Here is an 18,335-nt window from a genome sequence, read left to right as displayed (position 1 = left end):
GCTTTCCTGGCTTGGGTCGAGGCAGTACATAGTCCCAGCGGTATCTCGCAGGTAATACCGAATCATCTGGCACCTCCCCAACATTCAATGAGATGAGCCTCGTCTGATGAAACTTGAACGCATGCTTTGAAGGGTGTGTCTGCGGATAGGGCAAGAGCGCATGTTGACCGAAGGCGTCGAAGGGAATGCTTGACTTCGGCATACGTTGCCTTGATGAGGAAGTAATTTCGTTCAATATCGCACGCACCACCTCGATTTTTCATACGTTTAAGTGCCTGTTCACGGGTCTTGGCCGGGAAAAATCGACGGGACATTTCCTCCTCAACGGCACGATCAATATCTTCGTTTTCCTGTCTATCGACTTCACCCAGGCACAGTTCAACCGTGGTTTTCAGGTCTTGGGCAAACATTTCGATATAACTCATCGCTCACGCTCCATCACCCATTGATGTTCTTCAGCACAGCCCGGGTCACAGTAAAGCGCTCGGGGATCGTCCAGTTCGAGGCAGCAAAGCGGGTTGCGGCACTCGCCAATCGGTTCGAGTTGAACGGTAGGGCGTCGTACCTTCAGGTACTCATCCAGAAGCTGTTCAGTAAGCTGGCTACCCCTGTCTGCTACGTCAGCCAATGTTGATCTCCTTTAGTATGTCGAACGTGATATAGGCCGCCATGAGAGCCGGAACAACGCGGCCGGTCATACTGCTTCTCGTACGCCATTCGCTATCGAGTGCGTAAGCCATTGACTGGAAATAAATGACGATGGCGCAAAAGAGATTGACCATAGTGAAGACGGTACTCATCGGTTCCTCTCCTTGGCTGCTGTCTCTCCCCGAAGGGATGCGTAAGCAACGCTGTCTTCATAGTTATCCTCTCGGTAGTCACCTTGCTGACTGCGAACCTTCTTGAGGACTTCCATGAATAGCCAGCCTTGTTCCTCGGTCAGCTCATGGCCCGTGATGACGTTGAACGCTTGAACCGTGAGGCCCATGGACCGCTCACCGCTCGGGCTGTCATAAGTGGCGGCCCGGTCTTCCATATGGCTGCGAGCCTTATCCAAGAAATCTGTCGCTGTATGCGATACATCTTCATACATTTCGGGCATAGAAACAGGCAGCTCGACGATTGCTTGGCGCCATTCCGGGTTCGCAAGGGCAATCTCTGGAGCCACAACGGTTTTTCTTCCACCGAAAGCTCTGTTGGGGACCCATCCGGTAAATAAGTAGCTTTGGTTTGGCTTTTCCTGCCAAAAATCGACACGACCATTACGATCCTGTGTTACGAACCGAGCGAACTCAGGAGAATCCAAATGGTTGAGGTCTATAGTGAATTTTTCGGTACTCATCGTCCCCATCTCGTATTGATGTGTATTAAATACAACTACATACATCGTGCCTATACGAATGCAGGGCGTCAAGGAGTGTTTGCTGCGTCTGTGACTTTTCCCCGCCACGCGAGATGATGGCCTCATCTACTGTATTCACGGCCTTGATATGCCATACCATAACTGGGGATGTGCGCCCGCGACGCCGGAGTCGCCGGTTGAGCTGGTCGTAGTGTTCCAGATTGTCGGTCATTGAATACCAGACGATACCGACCCCGGCATTCTGGAGGTTCGCTCCGTGCGACAAAGACGCTGGGTGAACAATGACGGCCGGGTGCTGACCAGCGTTCCATTCCTCCTGCAACACGGCGGTGTCCACCGTCGACCCGCTGACTACGGCTGGCGGCTCCTTCCCAGTGATGCTCTTCACAGCTTGTGCGACCCGCTCACGTTCATGACGAAACTGTATTGCTATGATGACCGGTTGCCCCTGTAGCGATTCAAGCAGCACCTTCAGGGCGTCGGTCTTGGCATTGTGCAGGTGCCAGTAGTCTTCCCCCTCACGATCATCCTTGTAGAGTCCACCACCGACCATCTGGTGGCACCGACCGCGTGCGCTCCCGGCTGACAGGGCGATGGACTCATCGCCGTTGTCGAGTTCCGCAAACATCTCCTTTTCCATGGATCGGTACTGACGCATCGCTTTTGGTGGTAGCTCAACGTCGATGTCCCGGAACACATAGTCAGGGAGGTCAAGATAATCCTCGGCACTCATGCGCAGAACCCGAGGGGCTACGGCCGCATGGATGCTTTCCTCAGCGCCTTCCTTGAAACCCCACTCATATACGACATGCCCGCGTTTGTGCTTCGGGTAACAATATCGGTCACGGAAGTGCGTGACATACCGACCGAGCGCCCGGCCGCCATCCAGAATGTGAATCTGAGCCCACAGGTCTTCGAGGCTACGAGGGGAGGGCGTACCGGTTAACTCCACAACGTAGGGTACCGCCCATGTCCACGGCAGAATGGCCTTTCGACGCTTGGACTGGGGCGACTTGAAGTAGGTCGACTCATCCAGAACGATCACGTCGTAAGGGCATTCATCGAACTGGTCGTATAGCCAGTTCAGGCTCTCATAGTTGATGACATGGATGTCTGCGTCACTATGCGCAGCGGCCTCTCGCCCGGAGCCATGGAGCAGCCGAACGTCCATATCGGCGAACGGCTCCCATTTCGACGCCTCCTGACGCCAGACCATCTTGGCGGGATTGAGCGGGGCAACGACGAGCATTTTACTCGCCATGCCGTGTTTTCTGAGCGTCCTGAATGCTGCCAGCACGGATACTGTCTTGCCCAGCCCCGGGCATAACGCCAACATACAGCGACGAATCTGGATTACGAACCGGGCAGCCTTTTTCTGGTAGTCCTCCAGCTCAAGTGTTTGCGCCATCAGTCAACTCCGTACACAGGCATCGCCGGCAGAGGCATTTCTCACCCTCGATTGCCCGAGCCGCCGTGACACGGGAACACCAGCACGCACTAACGGAATTGCCATTCTCCATGGCACACCAGCTTGGATGCCCACATTCAGGGCAATGATGCGTAGCCCGGTGGCCCTTGATCTGCCTCATAACCGATTCACGGTCGCTCATAGCCATGTCTTTCCAGCCTGTGATCTCGTCCAAGGTTCGGAAACAACCCCGGCATATGCCGGAGTTGAGGTTGCATATGCCAATACAGGGCGACATATTTACATACAATGTGGTCATGTAATTTCGCACTGGCCCCCGGCGCAAGCGGCCTCACCTGTGAGGTCAGTGTTGTCTTCTTCTTCGGTCACCTGCGTCAGGTCAATCTCTGTCAACCCGGATGACAGCCGCTCGAACTCCTCACGGCTGATGTCCTCAAACGGCGCCTGGGCATAGTTACCGCCGTCATACGGCAGGACCGCGATACCGTTGTACTGGTCACGGTTCTCCCACATCCAGTCGCCTACAGCGTCCCATTCATGATCCTGAACGCTGATCGTGCAGGACACGTTGTGGCTGTTATCACCATGCCGATGACCGGGCTGAATCCAGCGCTGGTTGAAGTCCTTCACACGTTCGAGCAGGTCGAATACGCTTTCCTCGCGGGTAATAGCGCTTTCCGGTGCCCGTTGAGGAACCGACACTACGGCCATGGTTTCCGGTCGGAACAGCTCATCTTCGACGAGTTCGGGGTGGTTGCTTGCCAGATAGCTATACAGTGCCTCGTTCTTACCGATCCGCATTCGACGGATGTAGTAGTCGTTGTGCCAAGCATGGATACCTGACGACGACCCCAGCACCAGGGAGGTTGTCCCAGCAGGTTTGACCGTGGTGATTCGGGCGGCTCGATTGATCCCGATAGCGTCGGCAATTTCTCGGTTCACGAAGGTGGCAAACCGGGCTGCCTGATCCAGGTCGAGTTTAACGACGCCGCCCGATGCGATGCCGGTCATCGAAACACCGAGCAGCGCATCCTCTTCGGTCGTTTGGCGCCAGATGTCCCGCAGGTAGTGGAAATCGGTATAGCCAGCCTGAAGCGTCCCCAGGAGTGTCGCCGCCATGGTCCGTTTATCCAGCTCTTCCTGATCGGTTACATCCGATGCGTTGATCTCGGTCAGGTTGCAGAACTGGTGCGGCCGTAGAGCGATTTCTGCGCAGGGGTTAGTACCCCAGTCGAGGTTGTTTGTGAAATAGATGCCCGGTTCCCCGGCACCGCTGAGTTCGACACGTTTCCAGATGTCATCGAATTGCTCTCGTGTGGTGGAGCCGCGATGCAGGATGACGCTGTTATTGGCCCGACCACGTTGCGGGTTCTGTTCCCACCAGGGGCCGGACTTGCACTGCATCATCTCCATGTCGTCAGCAGAAAACAGTGAAATAAGTGCAGCTCGGCGGATGCCACCTGCGAGAACGGCGTCAGCGATGTGGCACATCAGGTCGTGGACCTCGATAGGCTTCAACTGCGTACCATATCCACGAAGCTCGACGACAGACTCCAAAAGCCCCCTCATCGTCTCGATGCAGTCTCGCAACGGTTGCGGCCCCGGCGCTTTACCGCCGCTGGTCACCAACTCCGCGCCCTTGGGCCGGATGTCGCTGTAATCGAAACGGACTGTCGCCTTGTTGTGAAAGTACGACTCCATGAGCATTTTTACGGCGTCTGCCCAGCCTTCGATGCTATCTCCCACTACGTAGCGCCGACTGCGCTCTTTCGGCCCCTTGAGGGGTGGGAGTTGTTCGACGTGCCGACGTTGCACGCTGTACCCGACCCCGGTGCCCCCGAGCAACAGAAACATCGTTTCGCTGAACATGTCAGGGTGGTCAACAGGGGCATATGCGCAGTTGAAGATACGGTTCGGAGACTGTTCGATCGGTGAGCCCGCGAACTGGAGAGAGCGCATCGACGGGAGCACGTTTTTCGGGAGCACGTAGTCCGTATAGAGGTCTTCCAGCACATGAGAGAGTGCCGGGTATCGACGCTGGTGCATCCCCTCATTTCGGTCCACCAGCTCGGACCACGTCTCCCGGCGCTGTTGCTCGGAAAGATAACGTGCGTACTTGTTGTGAACGGTGATGTCGCTCAGGATTTCTACGGATTGGTCGGTCATTACAGTGCTCTCGCTATCTCAAGTTGCTCGTCAAACCACATCTTTGCGGTTTCGAGGTCGTCTGTTACCAATACCGGGTGGCCTCGTGCTTCCAGCCACGTCCGGGTCTTTCTCTGCTGAGCGGACTCACGTCCTGTGCCATCGGGGTGTTTGAGTTCGATGTAACAGATTCGTCCGCCCGGCAGAGGGCATGTCCTGTCGGGCCAGCCGCGTTGACTGGCAAGTACCAGTTTCAGGGCTTCATATCCGCGTCTACGCACATGTCGGACAAAAGCCGTTTCTATATCGATCTCCTGGGGCATGGGCACCTCCTTGTATGGACCGTAAATTGTAGTAGTTAAATACAACTACATACAATGGGCGCATGTTAATCATCCTTGCGGTAACGATCCGCTACATACCCTTCGGCGGTTACCGGCAGCCCCTCAGCCCAATCAGGTAGTGAACACATCAAGCGCTCAAATTCGGCTATATCACCATCAGTGTGTTCGCCAGCCAGCTCGTCATGAACGTTCAGCAGCACGCTGTAACCCCCTGTATCCTCCAGGTTGGCCCAGCCATGGCGCATGATGTCGCATGCACCGCCTTGAACCCCCGACTGGAAGGTGTCGCCGCCATAGGTGGTAAACTGCTTCCATTTGCGGGACTGTGACTCAACTCCGAAGTAGTTCACCTGGGGCTTTGTCGTGCCCCATGGGGTTTTCTTGTGTTCCAACCATGGGTACGCGAGATACAGGAGCCGACCGGATGGTAGGCGTTGCAATAGAAAGGGGACACCACTGATACGGCGAGCCTGGAAGGCCATTTTACCGCCGCAGGCATAGTGGGCGGTCCCCGGCGTTCGCAGGGCCTCGACCATCGCGTTTTCGCACTCGTACCACGCCTGGACGATATTCGGATGCCGATCCCGCCAGGCCAGTTTCACGGCCTCGGCAGCCACCCAGGTCCGATACTCGGTATCGGAGTGTTTACCTCGGCTCTCCCATGCCTCAAGTGTCCGCTCAACGACTGACGGCTCAACGCTCTGCTGAATAACGTCCCAGTAATCCGCGATCTCCACACGATAGGTCTTCGCCATGGACAGGAACGCGCCGACCCCGCCCTGAAACTGAAGCGACAGCTCGGAAACCTTACCGAGAGCGTTACGCATCTTCTTATCGACTTCACCCGGGGTGATACCCAGTATGCCGCTGGCCGCGACCTTATAGAGGTCTTCACCAGTACCGGCATCAAACTCCCTGAACGCCTTCAGCTTCCAGTCTTCTCCAGCAAGCCACGCTGCAAACCGCCCCTCGATGTTGGAGTAGTCAGCACAATAGAGCTTGTACCCCTCACTGGCGGTGATAACCCCGCGCAGACAGGAGGACAAGGCGGTAGGCACCTGAGCGTGTAACAGGTCAATTTCTTCAGCGGCTTCAGCCGGTGGATGGTTCATGACCGTCTCACGGACTTCATCCGCCTCTTGCCAGCCCAGGCCGCCGCGAGAGGGTAGGTTGTGGCAATTCCCCGTTACGAAAATCCTGTTGTCGTACCGGCACAGCCAATAACCACCGGGGGTGGTCGGGCAGTAAACAGGCTCATTGCTGGCATACCGTCTGATACTACTCCCGGTGACGGATGTCGTTCGGCTGCTACGCACATAAATCCGCCAATGGCCACCTTTCTTGGCTCGATAGTACCCAACGGTTGCCGTATACCCGGCCAGGGATGCAATGGTAGCCATCCACTCAATCTGATCCCGGTCAGGTGACGACAGGGAAATGGCACCGTTTTTCGCGTGCCGCCAACCATCCCAATAGGGTAACTCTTCGAGCATGATCCCGGCTTGCCGACCGGATGTACCCAGCACCCAACTATCGAACCGCTTACAAAGCCAGTGCGGGACTTCAGCAGTGTCGATCCTGAAAGCTGTCACCCCCGCAGATTGTATGGTCGTCTTGTAAGTGATACCGGCCCGGTCGAGAAGCTGGCTGAGTCTTTCGATCTTGCGTTGTTTAGTGAACCGCCATTTGGCGGCTTTCTTCTGCCATCCGCCGTCTGCCTGAAAGGCCACCAGAATGCGTAGTTGGGTGTCTGTTAGACCAAGCCCGGGCTGATCCGCTGTTCCATTGATGACCAGGCCGTCTTTCCGTTTGAGCCTGCCAAGGGCACCCGGACAGGTATCGGACAGGCCAGCCCCTGTACTGACCGGCATACGGTGGTCCGGGGTAAAACGGCCACGAATGATGGTCCCTGATACCTCCGCCAGTTCACCTGCCGGGCCGTAGCAATTCACCGGGGCGTCGACCCATGATAACGAACCATCCGACGACCATTGCATGATCCGGGCACCACCTACCACCGAATCAATACGTTTCCACCCCTCGGGTGTCAGAACCTCGTGTTCTCCGGTTACACACTGGACGCCACTACCCGAAAATCGCCCTGTCTTGGACGCGCCGTGGTGGATGAACTCGCCACGGATACGACCATCGCTATTTGCCCGCCGCTGAAACGCCGGGAACTTGGATACGCTGGATTTACCACCCTGGGCACGAATGTCGATTACCGGCTGCACACTCTCCGGCACCTTGCCTTCCTCGATGAGGTCAGCGACGTGGTTCTTGTCGAGTGTTTCCAGCTCTACGCCGTGGTCGGCCAGCCATGACTTGATCTCGGCCACCTGAGTCGGCGCGGTGACGGCGTAGTTCGTCAGCTCACTGATCTGCTGGCGGTACGCCGCTGCCTGGTAGTCCAGCAGCTCAACAGCACGGTCAACGAATCCGGTATCAACCCGGATACCCCGGACATTGGCCCGCAGGGTGCGTAGGTAGCTGGCGCGCTCAGCGGCCGGAAGGGGACGGAGCACCCGGCTCAGGGCGCGTTGAGAACGAACGTCCTGGCGGCAGTATTCAGTCAGGCGATCCACGCGATCCGCGTCGTCCCACCATACAATGGTGCCGTCGTCCTCAATCCGGCGAGGCTTCGCCATTTGCTTCATGAGGCGGGAGCCCTGCTCGTCTTTCTGCATGTCCACCTTCATCACATGACCGGCCTGTTCCAGTGACCGGGGGAGGCCCATCATGCAGGCACGGATCATGCCGTCGCTGACAACGTCAAGGGGAAGTGCAGGCCACCCGTACCTCGGGGACAGAATGTTGATCCAGATGGCGATCTCGAAGTCGGCGTTCCAGAACTCGAAGAAATATCCGCTTTCCAGTAGATGACCGATTTCATCAGGGACCGGGTAACCCGGCCGCCACGTTTTCAGCTCACCCTCACCAACGGTCCAGGCGACACACCAGAGGTCCGTATTGGGGTGCTCCGAATAGGGCCATGGCCCGGTTTTGCGCAGGTCTACCGTAGAACGGGTTTCCACATCCAGGGTTACGATGTCACTGATGTCAGTCACGTCCGGCCTCCGTTGGCGTTGAAAACTGCACGGGCAAAACCACGGGGAGTGGCGCTACGAAGGTTGGCTCGTTCAGGGCCAGGGGCAGCCTTGTGAATCCTGTCGTCCGGCGCCTCATTGCTCTCCAGCGTTACGCGATCAGGCATGGAGAATCCGCCTCCCGTCCAGAGACAGGTTTTCTTCGTGTAGTTGTCCTCCGGCTCCAGACCCGCGTAATGCCACGGATGAAACGAATGGTCAGGTTTGCGCCAGAACGTACTGATACGGGATACAGGGTTTTCGATGAACCAGGGGGCACCCAGCATTTCCGCGATGACGTGGCACTGCCAGACGACCTGCATGGCGCGGAATTGAAAAGCCGGATCGTTCTCGGCCTTGTGCGAAAACCACCGGGCGCCGGACACGGCCAGGTCAGTGCATGGCGGGAAGGCAGCCACGAAAGCGATACGGTGCGCTTCCTCGCGGATTACTCGCCATGACTCGGGGTGGTCGATTACATGGCCCACGGCTCTCTGAGAATGGTTTGAGTAAACCCCCTCGGGGTGCTGGGGGTCGATGAATACGGCTCGGTATCCGGCTCTGATCCACGGGGCCGCGAAGGCCCCGGTGAGATCACAAAGGCAAAGGACTGTATCTTTCATGCCTCGCCTCCGGCTTTCCGCTGTTGCCATCGCTTTCCACGCATACCGAAAAAACCGAGCATCAGCAGCACCGTGAGCAGGAAATAGCCATGAAAGGCTAGCGCTAGAGCCCCCACGGCATATAGAAAGTCGTACAACTTGCTGACCCTGGTTAAGCGTGCGTCCGAAAGATCGACCGAATCGTCTACCGCAGCCCAGATAGATACGAACGCCATAAGCCAGACGACAAACCCGGTCAGGTTATGCCAGCCGCCACTGGATACCGGAAACGCCCACAAGCTGACGACGAAACCCGTTCTGACGCAGGCGGTCTTGATACTGTCTTCCAGACTCATCTCAGCCTCCGTCACAGATGGAGTGGTCGTGACTGCTGGAGTGGTCGTTCCAAGTGACAACGGAGGCCCCGGTTACGCCTCCGATAAGCAGCAGGGCGCCGATAATAATCAAGGGTCGAATCATGCTTCCTCCCTGTTCAGAAAGGCCCCCGCAGGGGCCATACAACTATTGACAACGGTTACGAAAGGAAATCGTCTTCCACCGCAGCCTGGGTGCCGTCCTCATCACCGAACATGTCCTCGGCCTGGGACTCACTGATGCCGCCTGCCATACGCTCACCATCATCCACCTTCCGAACTGCAACCAGCCGAGCAGAGACGCCACGATTGCCCTGGGCATCGTAAGGAGCGAAGGTGATGACAGCCTTGTAGTAGGCGCCGGAGTAAATCACCTGTTCGTTGAGTCCACCGCCGTCGGGGCTGATGGCCTTGTTGTCCATACCCAGTACCGGGCAGCGACGCCCGAACGCCTTCATGTTGCAGTAGACCTTGCCTTCGAGTTCCGGCTTATCGGCGTCGTCACCGTCCATGAATGGCATGGATAGGTTATTGGGACGCTTGCCTTTCCAGAATTTTGTCTTGCCAGTCTCGATGGCTTCCTCGATGGCTTCCTTCGCCCAATTCGGATAGGTACGCGGGTCACCGGCATCAAAACCAGGGCAATCTTCCGGCTCAAAGTCAGCGCGGAGGCTGTAGGCCATGTACGGTTTCCCCTCGTTGTTCTGCTTTTCCTCGCCCTCGATGAGCTTGTTCATGTAGGAACCACGGAAGGTGGGAGTCTTCACTTGTGTCATTTCTGTCTTCCTCGTTTCGATTTAACGGTAATCAGGGTATCAATGTATTGCCATGTATTCAATACAACAACATACATTTAGTCGTCAAAAAGGGACTCGGGATTACGCAGCTCCAATGCCGGGCGTTTATCCGACTCCGGGGCGAGAGTCGGTTTACCCGGGGCCCGGGATACGTGGTTTTCCATCAGTTCCCGGAATCGTTCCTTCCCGATGGCCTTTTCGAGCTGGGCCGGAGTCTTCAAGCGGGGCGTGGTGAGGATTTCATCGTCCCATGCCGCGCTCCGGGCGGCCTCCAGCGCCTGGCCCTCGTCTTCCCACTTGCGCTGAGTCCGGCCAGCAACCATCTTGTAGCCGGGCACCTCTTCACCGGCCTGTAGCGCATCAGACACATGAGTCTCGATGGCTCGCAGCCAGTTCTCGATCTGCTTACGATGGCCCAGGATCGCCACGATCTGATCGCGAGTCAGGCTCTCGGGCGACGGTAGCTCAGGTTCGGTGATGTCGGTCGGTAGGGCAGGGGCATCATCCTCAAACATACCTTCCGCCGCTGCCATGTTGACGCGGGCCAGCTCCGGGCAAACCGCAGCAGCCTTGCACCATCGACAATGGTCACCGGCCACCATGGTTTCAGGCTCGTCATCCAGCCGGTTGATAGCTGGAATAAGATTCTGTTGCTCCCATGTCTCCAGCTCATCCACGGTAAGCTCTTCCCCGCTGGTGTGGTTAAGCCGAGGCTGATGGATACGAGTCACCACGGTTTCGTAGTCGTTCAGCACGCCAAAGCGATGCAGCGCCATGAGGCCGTAAATCCTGAGCTGGGCGTTGCCGGGGGCCTCCACCTGAACACCCTTACCGTACTTCAGGTCCGAGACATACAGGGTCGGGGCGTCGTCAGCCACGTCATCCGCCGTTCCGAACATCCCGGCGATGTTGGGATGCTCCAGACGTTCCTCTAGGTAATGCTCACCGGGGGTGCCGTTGATTGCGTCGATGTATAGCTGAGTAGCCGTCACCATTTCTTCGGAGGCCTTGTACCCGTTAAAGGTCTGGCCCTCGTAGCTGCGAGCATCCTTCCCTTCGGCCAGTGCCTTTTCGGATAGTTCATGCGCTGCCGTGCCTTCTTCGGCATGGGGGCTCGTGCTATCGGGAAAGTCGGGCTCCCACCAAAACGAGCGGGGGCATTTCATCCAGCGGTGAGCACTACTGGGGCTAAGCCGGGAATGCGCGCGTTGACCATGTTCAATCATGCAATACGGCCCTTGTTGCTGGTGAGTCGCGCTTGCTGGCGGAGTTCAGCCTTGCGACGTTCACAGCTCGCCTCAAAATCCTTTTGCTGCTTTCTGTAGGCTCGTAAGCTGCTGAATACAATTTCCCCTACATATAGAAATACGGTTCCGTACAGTACGCACAGCAGAAACTCAATCATCTTTCAGCACCTCCATGGTTGCTCTTGGCGTTTGCCCAGCTTCCGTAAGCCTCACCACATTCACCTCAAACAGTCGGCCATCCACCAAGACCACATCTCGATACTGGTATGCAGGCTTTGTAGCTCTGACGAGGTCTTCTTCCGTTTTCAGTACGCTAATATCGCCCGGCATCTACGCCTCCTTTCTATTTACAAAATACATAAAATCATACATACGAAGCGACAGTCAATGAGGCAAAAATAAAACTCATGTAATCCTACACTTGAACGTTTAAGTATGGTATTATGTAAGTCATATACATACATGCGCAGGGGAGAATAAATGAGTGAATCAATGTCTTATCGCGGGGCCCAGCGTAGGAACGCGATGAAAAAAGTCTCCGAGGCGATCAAGGACTATATCCATAGCAATCGGATGACGCAGTCCGATCTTAGTCGGCGCACCGGCATCCCGCGTGACCATATAAGCAGGTATGTACGCATGGCCTCGCTGCCGCATCCCGAAAACGCTCGGGCTCTTCAGAATGAAACGGGTATCGACTTTCCTTCCATGATGGCTACAGAAGAGGTAGGGGGGTCGGATGCTTCTTCAGGGGATATGAGCATCGACCAGCGTAGTGATGGTACTTATCGAGTTCGCATGGATCGCGTTATGTCGTTCGAGCAGTTGACAGAACTTTTCAACCTTCTGAAAGAGCATGAGTAAGCGCCCCGTAGGGCGCTTGCCCATCAGGCAGCCTGTCGGGCCGCCATCACTTCATCATACAATTCCTGATGCTCGCCTTCCGGCACCTTGCTCAATGTGACCCTCGCTCCTTCAGGCAGGTGCCTACCAATCAGTTCCTTGGCGGTATCACTGTCGATCTCCTTCAGCTCCTTCCGAATATCCTTCAGAGTAATCGTGGACTCTTCAGTTCCTTCGATGGCGGCGCCGTTATCGGGTTCGGCTTCGGGTTCGGGCTCTGACCCGGTTTCCGCATCGGTATGAGCGATCTCGGACTGAGAAGCGACAAGTTCAGATGCCTCCGGTTTAGTGGCCGCCTTGTTATAGATGTCATCCAGCGCCTTATCCAGATTCGCCATTTCCTGCATCATATCCCGGGCCTTGGCCGGGTCGTCCGTTACGATTTCGACAGCGCCGATGGTGGGCAGCGTAGTGTTAATCGTAATCTGGTCGCTCATCTCTTCGGCTCCCTGATGTCTCAGTTGAATCAATATCTTGGATTAAACACTGCGTTCAGTAACCTACTGTGACGTGTAAGGGCAGAGCCAAACACTGGGTGCCCATACAGTTTTTAATCAGTAGACATCATTAAGGCGACGTTGCAGCTCCTCGCGGGCCTCGTTGGCACGGCTTAGTTTTTCAGCGGACTCTTCCTGACGCTGTCGGATTAGCGTTGCCAGGTCGTCTGAAGTCATACCTTCAAAGCTATGGAGTTGCGGCTCGCGGCCGCGCTCCAGACTGAAGTTGACGTACCAGCCGGATGTGATGTCCTTCTCTCGGCCCGAGTCCGTGGTAATAAGCGGGTCTCTGGCACAATCCAACGCATTGACGGAGTAGCGTTTACCTTTCGTGACCTGGTGCATGGCATCGTCGTCATAACGGCAGACCAGCGTCACCGAGCGCCCGGCCCGGATTTCTGCCACGATATACCGGACATCATCAAACGTGAGTTGGGGAAGGTCGCCAACATCGGTACCGCCAGTGTTGCTTTCTTCAGATTGATGCAGACGATAGGCGACGATGGAAGCAGGCCTATTTCGGCTAGACCAATCATGAGCACAACGATCAGGAGTTGAACCGGAGGTATCCCATGTACAGCCCGCTCCGACACCGTAGTTATACTTACCATCACGGTATTTGACATCGACTAGGGTTCCGATATCTACAGGGCAACGCCCACCCGTCCAGATGGTGAAGCCGTCTTCATTAGTGTCACGGTCGGTGCCAAAAATATCGTCGTAGGTCATCTTTCGACTCGCACCGGCAATGAGAGACGAATAACTCACGGTCCACACTTCGCCGTCCCGCTTATCCAGGAGCAGGAACTTGCCACTGACATTCTGAAGCGGTGTACCTCGCCAGCCACCGGCATTCACCATGACCCGGACGATTTCATCGAATTGCTCGTCGCTGAGACCAGCGCTCAGTTGGACGTAGTCACCGCGCTTGATGGGTTCTGTTGTATTACTTACATCACCATACAATCCGGACATGACTCGGAAATGGGAGAACGCCCGCTGTCGATGGAGGCCCATCAGATCATCCACGTCGTCGCCATACTCGGGCAGACCATCAGCGTTCAACGATAGCAGCGAATAGGTAGTGCCTTTTGACGTATCCGCGAAACTGGAGATGGCCTGTACGACGACCTCGTGACCGGCACGAATAGAGCCAATGATCGAGTTGTACACGTCATCGGTGATTACTGTCCCCGGGTTCTCCTGACTATCCTGACCCGGAGCGGTTGTCAGGTCGGTCACTAGCTGGAAAAACCGAGCCTGGTTAACTGTAATCGGCCGCGTGTCTCGGTCGTCATCCGCGATCAGCAGATCACGGTCCCCATCCAGACCTTGAATAAGATAGTCGGTGCCGGGGGTAATACTACCCATCATGCGGTCCCGGGCCCGGGCTCGGATATGGACATAACGTCCGTTTTCTACAGCCCTCTGGATGCTGATAAAGGTGTCGCCACTAATGGGGTACATACCGCTCTCCTGATCGTCAATGAGTTCGTAAGCTCCGCCGTCGCCGCTGAAAGTACCGGGAATCACCGTCTCGAATCCTCTATAGACACGTCGAACCGGCACGATGTCACCGCTCTTCAGGCCGTGGTCGCCCGCGAATGTCCATGTATGGAGGACACGAGCCCGCATGAAGTTCGGCAGGTCAACTACCTCGTATTCAGGCGAATATCCGGAGGTCATGCCATACGTACTAGCGTTTTTGGTGACCCGAACACCGTTCCCTATGTCACGAGTTAGAACGATGTCGCCAACACTCAGTTCGTGATTGCTCGCAAATGCCGTCGTGCCTCGTACCCGTGTGTTCTTCCATTCAGTCATTCCAGCCTCCGCTGTCGTTGGCGCTTCGATGCCAGCGCTATTGCTGACGGTGCTTAGTGTGTTATCTTGTATTTCATACGTCAAGACATAAAATAATACGGCGAAGAAAATGATGCGAATGGACAAGATGGACCGCACTGCACTTTACGAACGTATTCGGGCGGCGGAAGCGCGTGCCGAAAAGGCAGAAGCAGAGCGCGATGCGCTCGCACCATTCAAGGCGAAACATTGGCGCGAAGTGGCCGGATGGCTTGAATTTAAAGCTGAATCTGACCCGGAAAATAACGCACAGCAGTATGCAGAAGCAGCTCGTGCATATGCCGACGCCATCGACCCTGGGAGAGGCACGGCATGAGAAAAGGAAAAGTGCTCATGGGCGCCGCACTGACAACACCCATGCTGTCCCTGATGGGGTATGGGTTTTACATCACGATCATGCAAAACCCGCTGGCGCTGCTGACAGTATTGATGGCCGTTTCATGTGTGTTCGGCATCATTTTGATCGTCGATGGCATGAATTGAGCAGGCGATCACGCAGAAAGCAAGATGGGATCGGGCCGAAGCTGGCAGGAAGCTGAACTAAATACCGAACAGGAGACATGAGTTGACCGACCACATCACGATCCTGAAGACCGCTGGCGGCAAGCGCCGAATGGCAAAAACGTTCGACGGCGAGAGCTGGCACTCCTACGACAGGGCGCGGCATTTCTCGGTTGAGACGGCACCGATCAAAACGCTGTCCGATGTATATGATTTTCTGTCTTCAGTATCCCGGAAGTCATACGCCTGTGTGGTCCGGGGCCAGCGGCGCGAGAGCGTTACCCCGGATACGGCCCCCGATATGTTTGATAGCCAAGGCCGTGTCCGCCGAAACCTGCAAACCATGGAGGATGTGGCACATCACTGGTTGTGCTTCGACGTTGACGACTATCAACCGGAGTCCGACCCGACCAGCGAGGACGCGCTGATCGAATGGATCGAGGCAACGCTGCCCGGAGAGTTCCACGATCGGTCGTTCGTCTACCACTTCAGCTCCAGCGCCGGGTTCTCGCGCTCCCTGAAGGCCCACGTCTTCTTCATGCTGGAGACGCCCTACAACGGCGAAACCCTGAGCGCCTGGGCGAAGGACAGCGACCTCAGCATCGACCGCAGCGTGTTCAACCCGGTCCAGCCGATCTATACGGCCAACCCGAAGTTCACCAACGATGCAACCGACCCGCTGGAAGGCGAACGCATCGGATTCGTGGAATCCCTGCTGGGCGAAGAGCTGGTGGAGCTGGACATCAGCCCCGAGGTGGTCGAACGCGCCCGTGAGAAGGCCGCACGGGGCGAACAGGATATGCCCGAAGCCACGGCAAAGGCCGGTTGGGTCGGTGCGTTCAATCGGGCGTACTCGATCAATGAAATCGTGGATGAGTTCCTGCCGCACATCTTCGAGTGGCATGACCGGGAGGAAGAAACCCTCAATTACCTGCTGGGCTCAGGGCAGGGTCGAGGCGCCTTTGTGACGGGTGATGGCAATCACATCGTGAACACACATGCCTCGGACCCGTGCGAGCGTCATGCGACCAATGCGTTCGACCTGTGCCGCGTCTATCTGCATGGTGGCGACCAGGACGACCCGGATACCGACATCACCCAGCAGGACAGCTACAGGGCCATGCTGGAGCAGTGCGCCAGCGATCCCCGTGTCCGGGCCGAGGCCGGGCACGTCAACGATGAGCAGGCGGAGAAACTGTTCGAGGGCGCCGAGGATGAGATCGCGGCCTTCGGTGAAGAGCGCGAATATGACCGTGGCGACGACGCCGAGGGGATCGGCGGCACCGAGGCCGACGACGATAACCTCTTCGCCCGGCTGATGGCCTATCGCCCGGACGACTGGCGCAGCCTGCTGGAGCGCAACCAGAAGACCGCCCAGCTCGAAAAGACGGGGTACAACCTCAAGATGCTGATGATATGTGACGACCGGCTGCGTCACTCCATCGGCCTGAACGAAATGTGCGGTGAAATCCGGGCGTTTTCGTCGCTCCCGTGGCGCCATATCGAGGATACGACGAACGGTAGTCTGTGGGAGGATCGGGATGACCACCGGCTGATTGACTACATCCGTCGCCATTACGGTGCCGAGTTCCAGCCGCAGTCCGTGGTCCATGCCGTCAACGTGGTGGCCGACCTGAACCGGCGCCATCCGGTGCGGCGCTATATCCGGTCACTCGAATGGGACGGTACGCCCCGGATCGACACCTGGCTGCGTGACCATATGGGTGTCGAGCACGATGAGTACACACGGCAGATCGGCTCGAAGTGGCTGGTGGCCGCCGTTGCCCGGATCATGCGGCCGGGCATCAAATTCGACTGTGCCATGATCCTGGAGGGGGACCAGGGCGTCGGTAAATCGACAGCTCTCAATGTGCTGGCGGGCGACGAGTGGTTCAGTGACTCCATCTCGTCGTTCTCCGGCAAGGAGGTGATCGAGCAGATCAACGGGGTCTGGATCGTCGAAATGGGCGAACTGTCCGCGATGCGACGCACCGAGGTCGAGGAAGTGAAGGAGTTCATGTCGCGTCGTGAGGATCGAGCCCGGCTGGCGTATGCCAAGCGGGCGTCGACCTTCCCGCGCCAGTGTGTATTCGCCGGGACAACCAACAGCCGCGAATACCTGAAAGACGAAACCGGGAACCGCCGCTTCTGGCCGGTAGAGGTGGTGGAAATCGACATCGCCGGGCTCAGGCGTGAACGTGACCAGCTATGGGCCGAGGCCCGCTGGCGCTATAGGCAGGGCGAGTATCTGGACCTCGAAGGCGAGGCCCTGGAGAAATCGAAAGAGATTCAGGAAGAGCGTGTCGACCTCGACCCCATTCAGGACGATGTGTCCGATTACCTGAACGCCAGCGAGCCGACAGCCATGGAGAGCCTGGAAGAAGAGGCGGAAGACGAGCTGCCCAATTGGCAGAACGGACAACGTCAGACGGCGAATGTCAGAGAGGTGTGGCAGGCCGTAAGCGGCACGAGCAGGCCGCCCAGTCAGTCAGAACAGGCGATGGTCCGACGCTGCATTGTTCGGACGCCCGGCTGGTCGAAGGATAGCCGACGAGTCCGACTGGGCGGACAGCGTAAGCGTCGGTTTTTCCGAATCGGCGGGGCGTATGATACCGAATAGCTGTGCTTTTGTTGTAAGGGGTTGTATATAATATTGTTGAATAGCCCGGCCCACTTGGCCGGGTTTTTTGGACAAAGGGTGGGACGGGGTAGTGTCCAACATCAAGATCGGATGAGAAAAATTCTCATCTATGTGGACAAAGGGGACAGCACTGGACACCACTTTTGGTAATTCGTGTCCGTCTCTCAGCCCTTGCCATGTCCGGGTTTAAGACCATATGGACAGGTGGGACACCATTTTCCCCTATAAAACTTTTATGGAGATATAGAGCCGAGATGACCAGATAGCGGCTTTGTGTAGTGGCTCCAAAACGCCATAAAAAGGTACAAGGGTTTTTGGCTGTCCAACGTGTCCACGTGTCCAGCCCTTCAAAACCGGGCAAAGTCGTTGACCTCTTGTATGATTTTGTGTAGTATGCCGAAATACATTCTCTTAGGGATTTTGTGACATGGAAATAGAAAACGGATTCGACATTCCGAACCCTGGCCGGGGCCGTCCGGGTAGATACCCCTTTGCTCGAATGGAGGTAGGGCAGAGCGTTCTCATTACCGACGAGGGGAGCTA

General features: G+C 56.6%; 20 protein-coding genes. 4 read left to right on the top strand and 16 right to left on the bottom strand.

Annotation, left to right across the window (positions count from 1 at the left end; genetic code table 11):
• Positions 1-62: 62 nt before the first annotated feature.
• From FY550_RS09475 to FY550_RS09410, 14 genes are all read right to left on the bottom strand, one after another.
• Positions 63-425: a hypothetical protein gene (locus FY550_RS09475; RefSeq protein ID WP_139148663.1), complete on the bottom strand. Its 363-nt coding sequence runs from the start codon at positions 423-425 to the stop codon at positions 63-65.
• Positions 422-628 carry a hypothetical protein gene (locus FY550_RS09470; RefSeq protein WP_139148662.1) on the bottom strand — a complete coding sequence of 69 codons (207 nt, stop codon included), beginning with the start codon at positions 626-628 and terminating at the stop codon, positions 422-424. Before FY550_RS09470 ends, FY550_RS09475 begins: the two co-directional genes overlap by 4 nt.
• The gene (locus FY550_RS09465; RefSeq protein ID WP_070977688.1) at positions 621-800 is read right to left on the bottom strand and encodes a hypothetical protein; all 180 of its coding nucleotides are present in this window, start codon (positions 798-800) and stop codon (positions 621-623) included. Before FY550_RS09465 ends, FY550_RS09470 begins: the two co-directional genes overlap by 8 nt.
• Positions 797-1,342 carry a DUF6378 domain-containing protein gene (locus FY550_RS17080; RefSeq protein WP_233350190.1) on the bottom strand — a complete coding sequence of 182 codons (546 nt, stop codon included), beginning with the start codon at positions 1,340-1,342 and terminating at the stop codon, positions 797-799. The genes FY550_RS09465 and FY550_RS17080 overlap by 4 nt, the downstream gene beginning before the upstream one ends.
• A 25-nt stretch (positions 1,343-1,367) precedes the next feature.
• Positions 1,368-2,771: a DEAD/DEAH box helicase gene (locus tag FY550_RS09455; protein WP_070977687.1), complete on the bottom strand. Its 1,404-nt coding sequence runs from the start codon at positions 2,769-2,771 to the stop codon at positions 1,368-1,370.
• A complete protein-coding gene (locus tag FY550_RS17255) occupies positions 2,755-3,069 on the bottom strand; it encodes a cysteine-rich CWC family protein (protein WP_407657387.1) in 315 nt (104 codons plus the stop codon). Before FY550_RS17255 ends, FY550_RS09455 begins: the two co-directional genes overlap by 17 nt.
• 17 nt (positions 3,070-3,086) lie before the next feature.
• Entirely contained in the window at positions 3,087-4,958 is a 1,872-nt protein-coding gene (locus FY550_RS09445; protein WP_070977686.1) for a glycyl radical enzyme family protein, read from the bottom strand.
• Positions 4,958-5,260: a PDDEXK family nuclease gene (locus tag FY550_RS09440; protein WP_070977685.1), complete on the bottom strand. Its 303-nt coding sequence runs from the start codon at positions 5,258-5,260 to the stop codon at positions 4,958-4,960. The genes FY550_RS09445 and FY550_RS09440 overlap by 1 nt, the downstream gene beginning before the upstream one ends.
• Positions 5,261-5,325: 65 nt before the next feature.
• Positions 5,326-8,349, bottom strand: coding sequence for a hypothetical protein (locus FY550_RS09435; RefSeq protein ID WP_070977684.1), 3,024 nt, complete (start codon positions 8,347-8,349; stop codon positions 5,326-5,328).
• The gene (locus tag FY550_RS09430) at positions 8,346-8,990 is read right to left on the bottom strand and encodes a hypothetical protein (RefSeq protein ID WP_070977683.1); all 645 of its coding nucleotides are present in this window, start codon (positions 8,988-8,990) and stop codon (positions 8,346-8,348) included. The genes FY550_RS09435 and FY550_RS09430 overlap by 4 nt, the downstream gene beginning before the upstream one ends.
• A complete protein-coding gene (locus tag FY550_RS09425) occupies positions 8,987-9,325 on the bottom strand; it encodes a hypothetical protein (RefSeq protein WP_070977682.1) in 339 nt (112 codons plus the stop codon). Before FY550_RS09425 ends, FY550_RS09430 begins: the two co-directional genes overlap by 4 nt.
• A 179-nt stretch (positions 9,326-9,504) precedes the next feature.
• Positions 9,505-10,119 carry an ssDNA-binding protein gene (locus tag FY550_RS09420; RefSeq protein WP_070977681.1) on the bottom strand — a complete coding sequence of 205 codons (615 nt, stop codon included), beginning with the start codon at positions 10,117-10,119 and terminating at the stop codon, positions 9,505-9,507.
• Between the two features lie 77 nt (positions 10,120-10,196).
• Positions 10,197-11,366: a DUF2800 domain-containing protein gene (locus FY550_RS09415; RefSeq protein ID WP_070977680.1), complete on the bottom strand. Its 1,170-nt coding sequence runs from the start codon at positions 11,364-11,366 to the stop codon at positions 10,197-10,199.
• A 171-nt stretch (positions 11,367-11,537) separates the two neighbouring features.
• On the bottom strand, positions 11,538-11,717 hold the full coding sequence (locus tag FY550_RS09410) for a hypothetical protein (protein ID WP_070977678.1): 180 nt from the start codon (positions 11,715-11,717) through the stop codon (positions 11,538-11,540).
• Positions 11,718-11,867: 150 nt separating this feature from the next.
• Here FY550_RS09410 and FY550_RS09405 point away from each other — a divergent pair, with 150 nt between their 5' ends.
• Positions 11,868-12,251, top strand: coding sequence for a helix-turn-helix domain-containing protein (locus FY550_RS09405; RefSeq protein ID WP_139148661.1), 384 nt, complete (start codon positions 11,868-11,870; stop codon positions 12,249-12,251).
• Positions 12,252-12,274: 23 nt separating this feature from the next.
• Here FY550_RS09405 and FY550_RS09400 read toward each other — a convergent pair whose 3' ends face one another.
• Both FY550_RS09400 and FY550_RS09395 read right to left on the bottom strand, forming a co-directional pair.
• Positions 12,275-12,727, bottom strand: coding sequence for a hypothetical protein (locus tag FY550_RS09400; RefSeq protein WP_070977676.1), 453 nt, complete (start codon positions 12,725-12,727; stop codon positions 12,275-12,277).
• Between the two features lie 117 nt (positions 12,728-12,844).
• Positions 12,845-14,737, bottom strand: a complete 1,893-nt coding sequence (locus tag FY550_RS09395) for a hypothetical protein (RefSeq protein WP_139148660.1) — start codon at positions 14,735-14,737, stop codon at positions 12,845-12,847.
• Here FY550_RS09395 and FY550_RS09390 point away from each other — a divergent pair.
• The 3 genes from FY550_RS09390 to FY550_RS09385 all read left to right on the top strand — a co-directional run bounded on the left by FY550_RS09390 (position 14,730) and on the right by FY550_RS09385 (position 17,771).
• Complete coding sequence (locus FY550_RS09390) at positions 14,730-14,966, top strand: hypothetical protein (RefSeq protein ID WP_070977674.1); 237 nt, start codon at positions 14,730-14,732, stop codon at positions 14,964-14,966. The genes FY550_RS09395 and FY550_RS09390 overlap by 8 nt on opposite strands.
• Positions 14,963-15,133, top strand: a complete 171-nt coding sequence (locus tag FY550_RS16880; protein ID WP_168169297.1) for a hypothetical protein — start codon at positions 14,963-14,965, stop codon at positions 15,131-15,133. Before FY550_RS09390 ends, FY550_RS16880 begins: the two co-directional genes overlap by 4 nt.
• 82 nt (positions 15,134-15,215) lie before the next feature.
• Positions 15,216-17,771: a virulence-associated E family protein gene (locus FY550_RS09385; RefSeq protein ID WP_070977673.1), complete on the top strand. Its 2,556-nt coding sequence runs from the start codon at positions 15,216-15,218 to the stop codon at positions 17,769-17,771.
• The last annotated feature ends 564 nt before the right edge of the window (positions 17,772-18,335 follow it).

It is taken from the genome of Kushneria phosphatilytica (assembly GCF_008247605.1).
Lineage (GTDB): Bacteria > Pseudomonadota > Gammaproteobacteria > Pseudomonadales > Halomonadaceae > Kushneria > Kushneria phosphatilytica.
This window is presented reverse-complemented; position numbering and strand designations above follow the sequence as displayed.

Coding starts and splice junctions, on each gene's coding strand:
- FY550_RS09425 (WP_070977682.1), bottom strand. CDS start 9,325: ATGAGTCTGGAAGACAGTATCAAGACCGCCTGCGTCAGAACGGGTTTC.
- FY550_RS09415 (WP_070977680.1), bottom strand. CDS start 11,366: ATGATTGAACATGGTCAACGCGCGCATTCCCGGCTTAGCCCCAGTAGT.
- FY550_RS09445 (WP_070977686.1), bottom strand. CDS start 4,958: ATGACCGACCAATCCGTAGAAATCCTGAGCGACATCACCGTTCACAAC.
- FY550_RS09440 (WP_070977685.1), bottom strand. CDS start 5,260: ATGCCCCAGGAGATCGATATAGAAACGGCTTTTGTCCGACATGTGCGT.
- FY550_RS09430 (WP_070977683.1), bottom strand. CDS start 8,990: ATGAAAGATACAGTCCTTTGCCTTTGTGATCTCACCGGGGCCTTCGCG.
- FY550_RS09400 (WP_070977676.1), bottom strand. CDS start 12,727: ATGAGCGACCAGATTACGATTAACACTACGCTGCCCACCATCGGCGCT.
- FY550_RS09475 (WP_139148663.1), bottom strand. CDS start 425: ATGAGTTATATCGAAATGTTTGCCCAAGACCTGAAAACCACGGTTGAA.
- FY550_RS09405 (WP_139148661.1), top strand. CDS start 11,868: ATGAGTGAATCAATGTCTTATCGCGGGGCCCAGCGTAGGAACGCGATG.
- FY550_RS09465 (WP_070977688.1), bottom strand. CDS start 800: ATGAGTACCGTCTTCACTATGGTCAATCTCTTTTGCGCCATCGTCATT.
- FY550_RS09410 (WP_070977678.1), bottom strand. CDS start 11,717: ATGCCGGGCGATATTAGCGTACTGAAAACGGAAGAAGACCTCGTCAGA.
- FY550_RS17080 (WP_233350190.1), bottom strand. CDS start 1,342: ATGAGTACCGAAAAATTCACTATAGACCTCAACCATTTGGATTCTCCT.
- FY550_RS16880 (WP_168169297.1), top strand. CDS start 14,963: ATGAGAAAAGGAAAAGTGCTCATGGGCGCCGCACTGACAACACCCATG.
- FY550_RS09420 (WP_070977681.1), bottom strand. CDS start 10,119: ATGACACAAGTGAAGACTCCCACCTTCCGTGGTTCCTACATGAACAAG.
- FY550_RS17255 (WP_407657387.1), bottom strand. CDS start 3,069: ATGTCGCCCTGTATTGGCATATGCAACCTCAACTCCGGCATATGCCGG.
- FY550_RS09390 (WP_070977674.1), top strand. CDS start 14,730: ATGGACAAGATGGACCGCACTGCACTTTACGAACGTATTCGGGCGGCG.
- FY550_RS09455 (WP_070977687.1), bottom strand. CDS start 2,771: ATGGCGCAAACACTTGAGCTGGAGGACTACCAGAAAAAGGCTGCCCGG.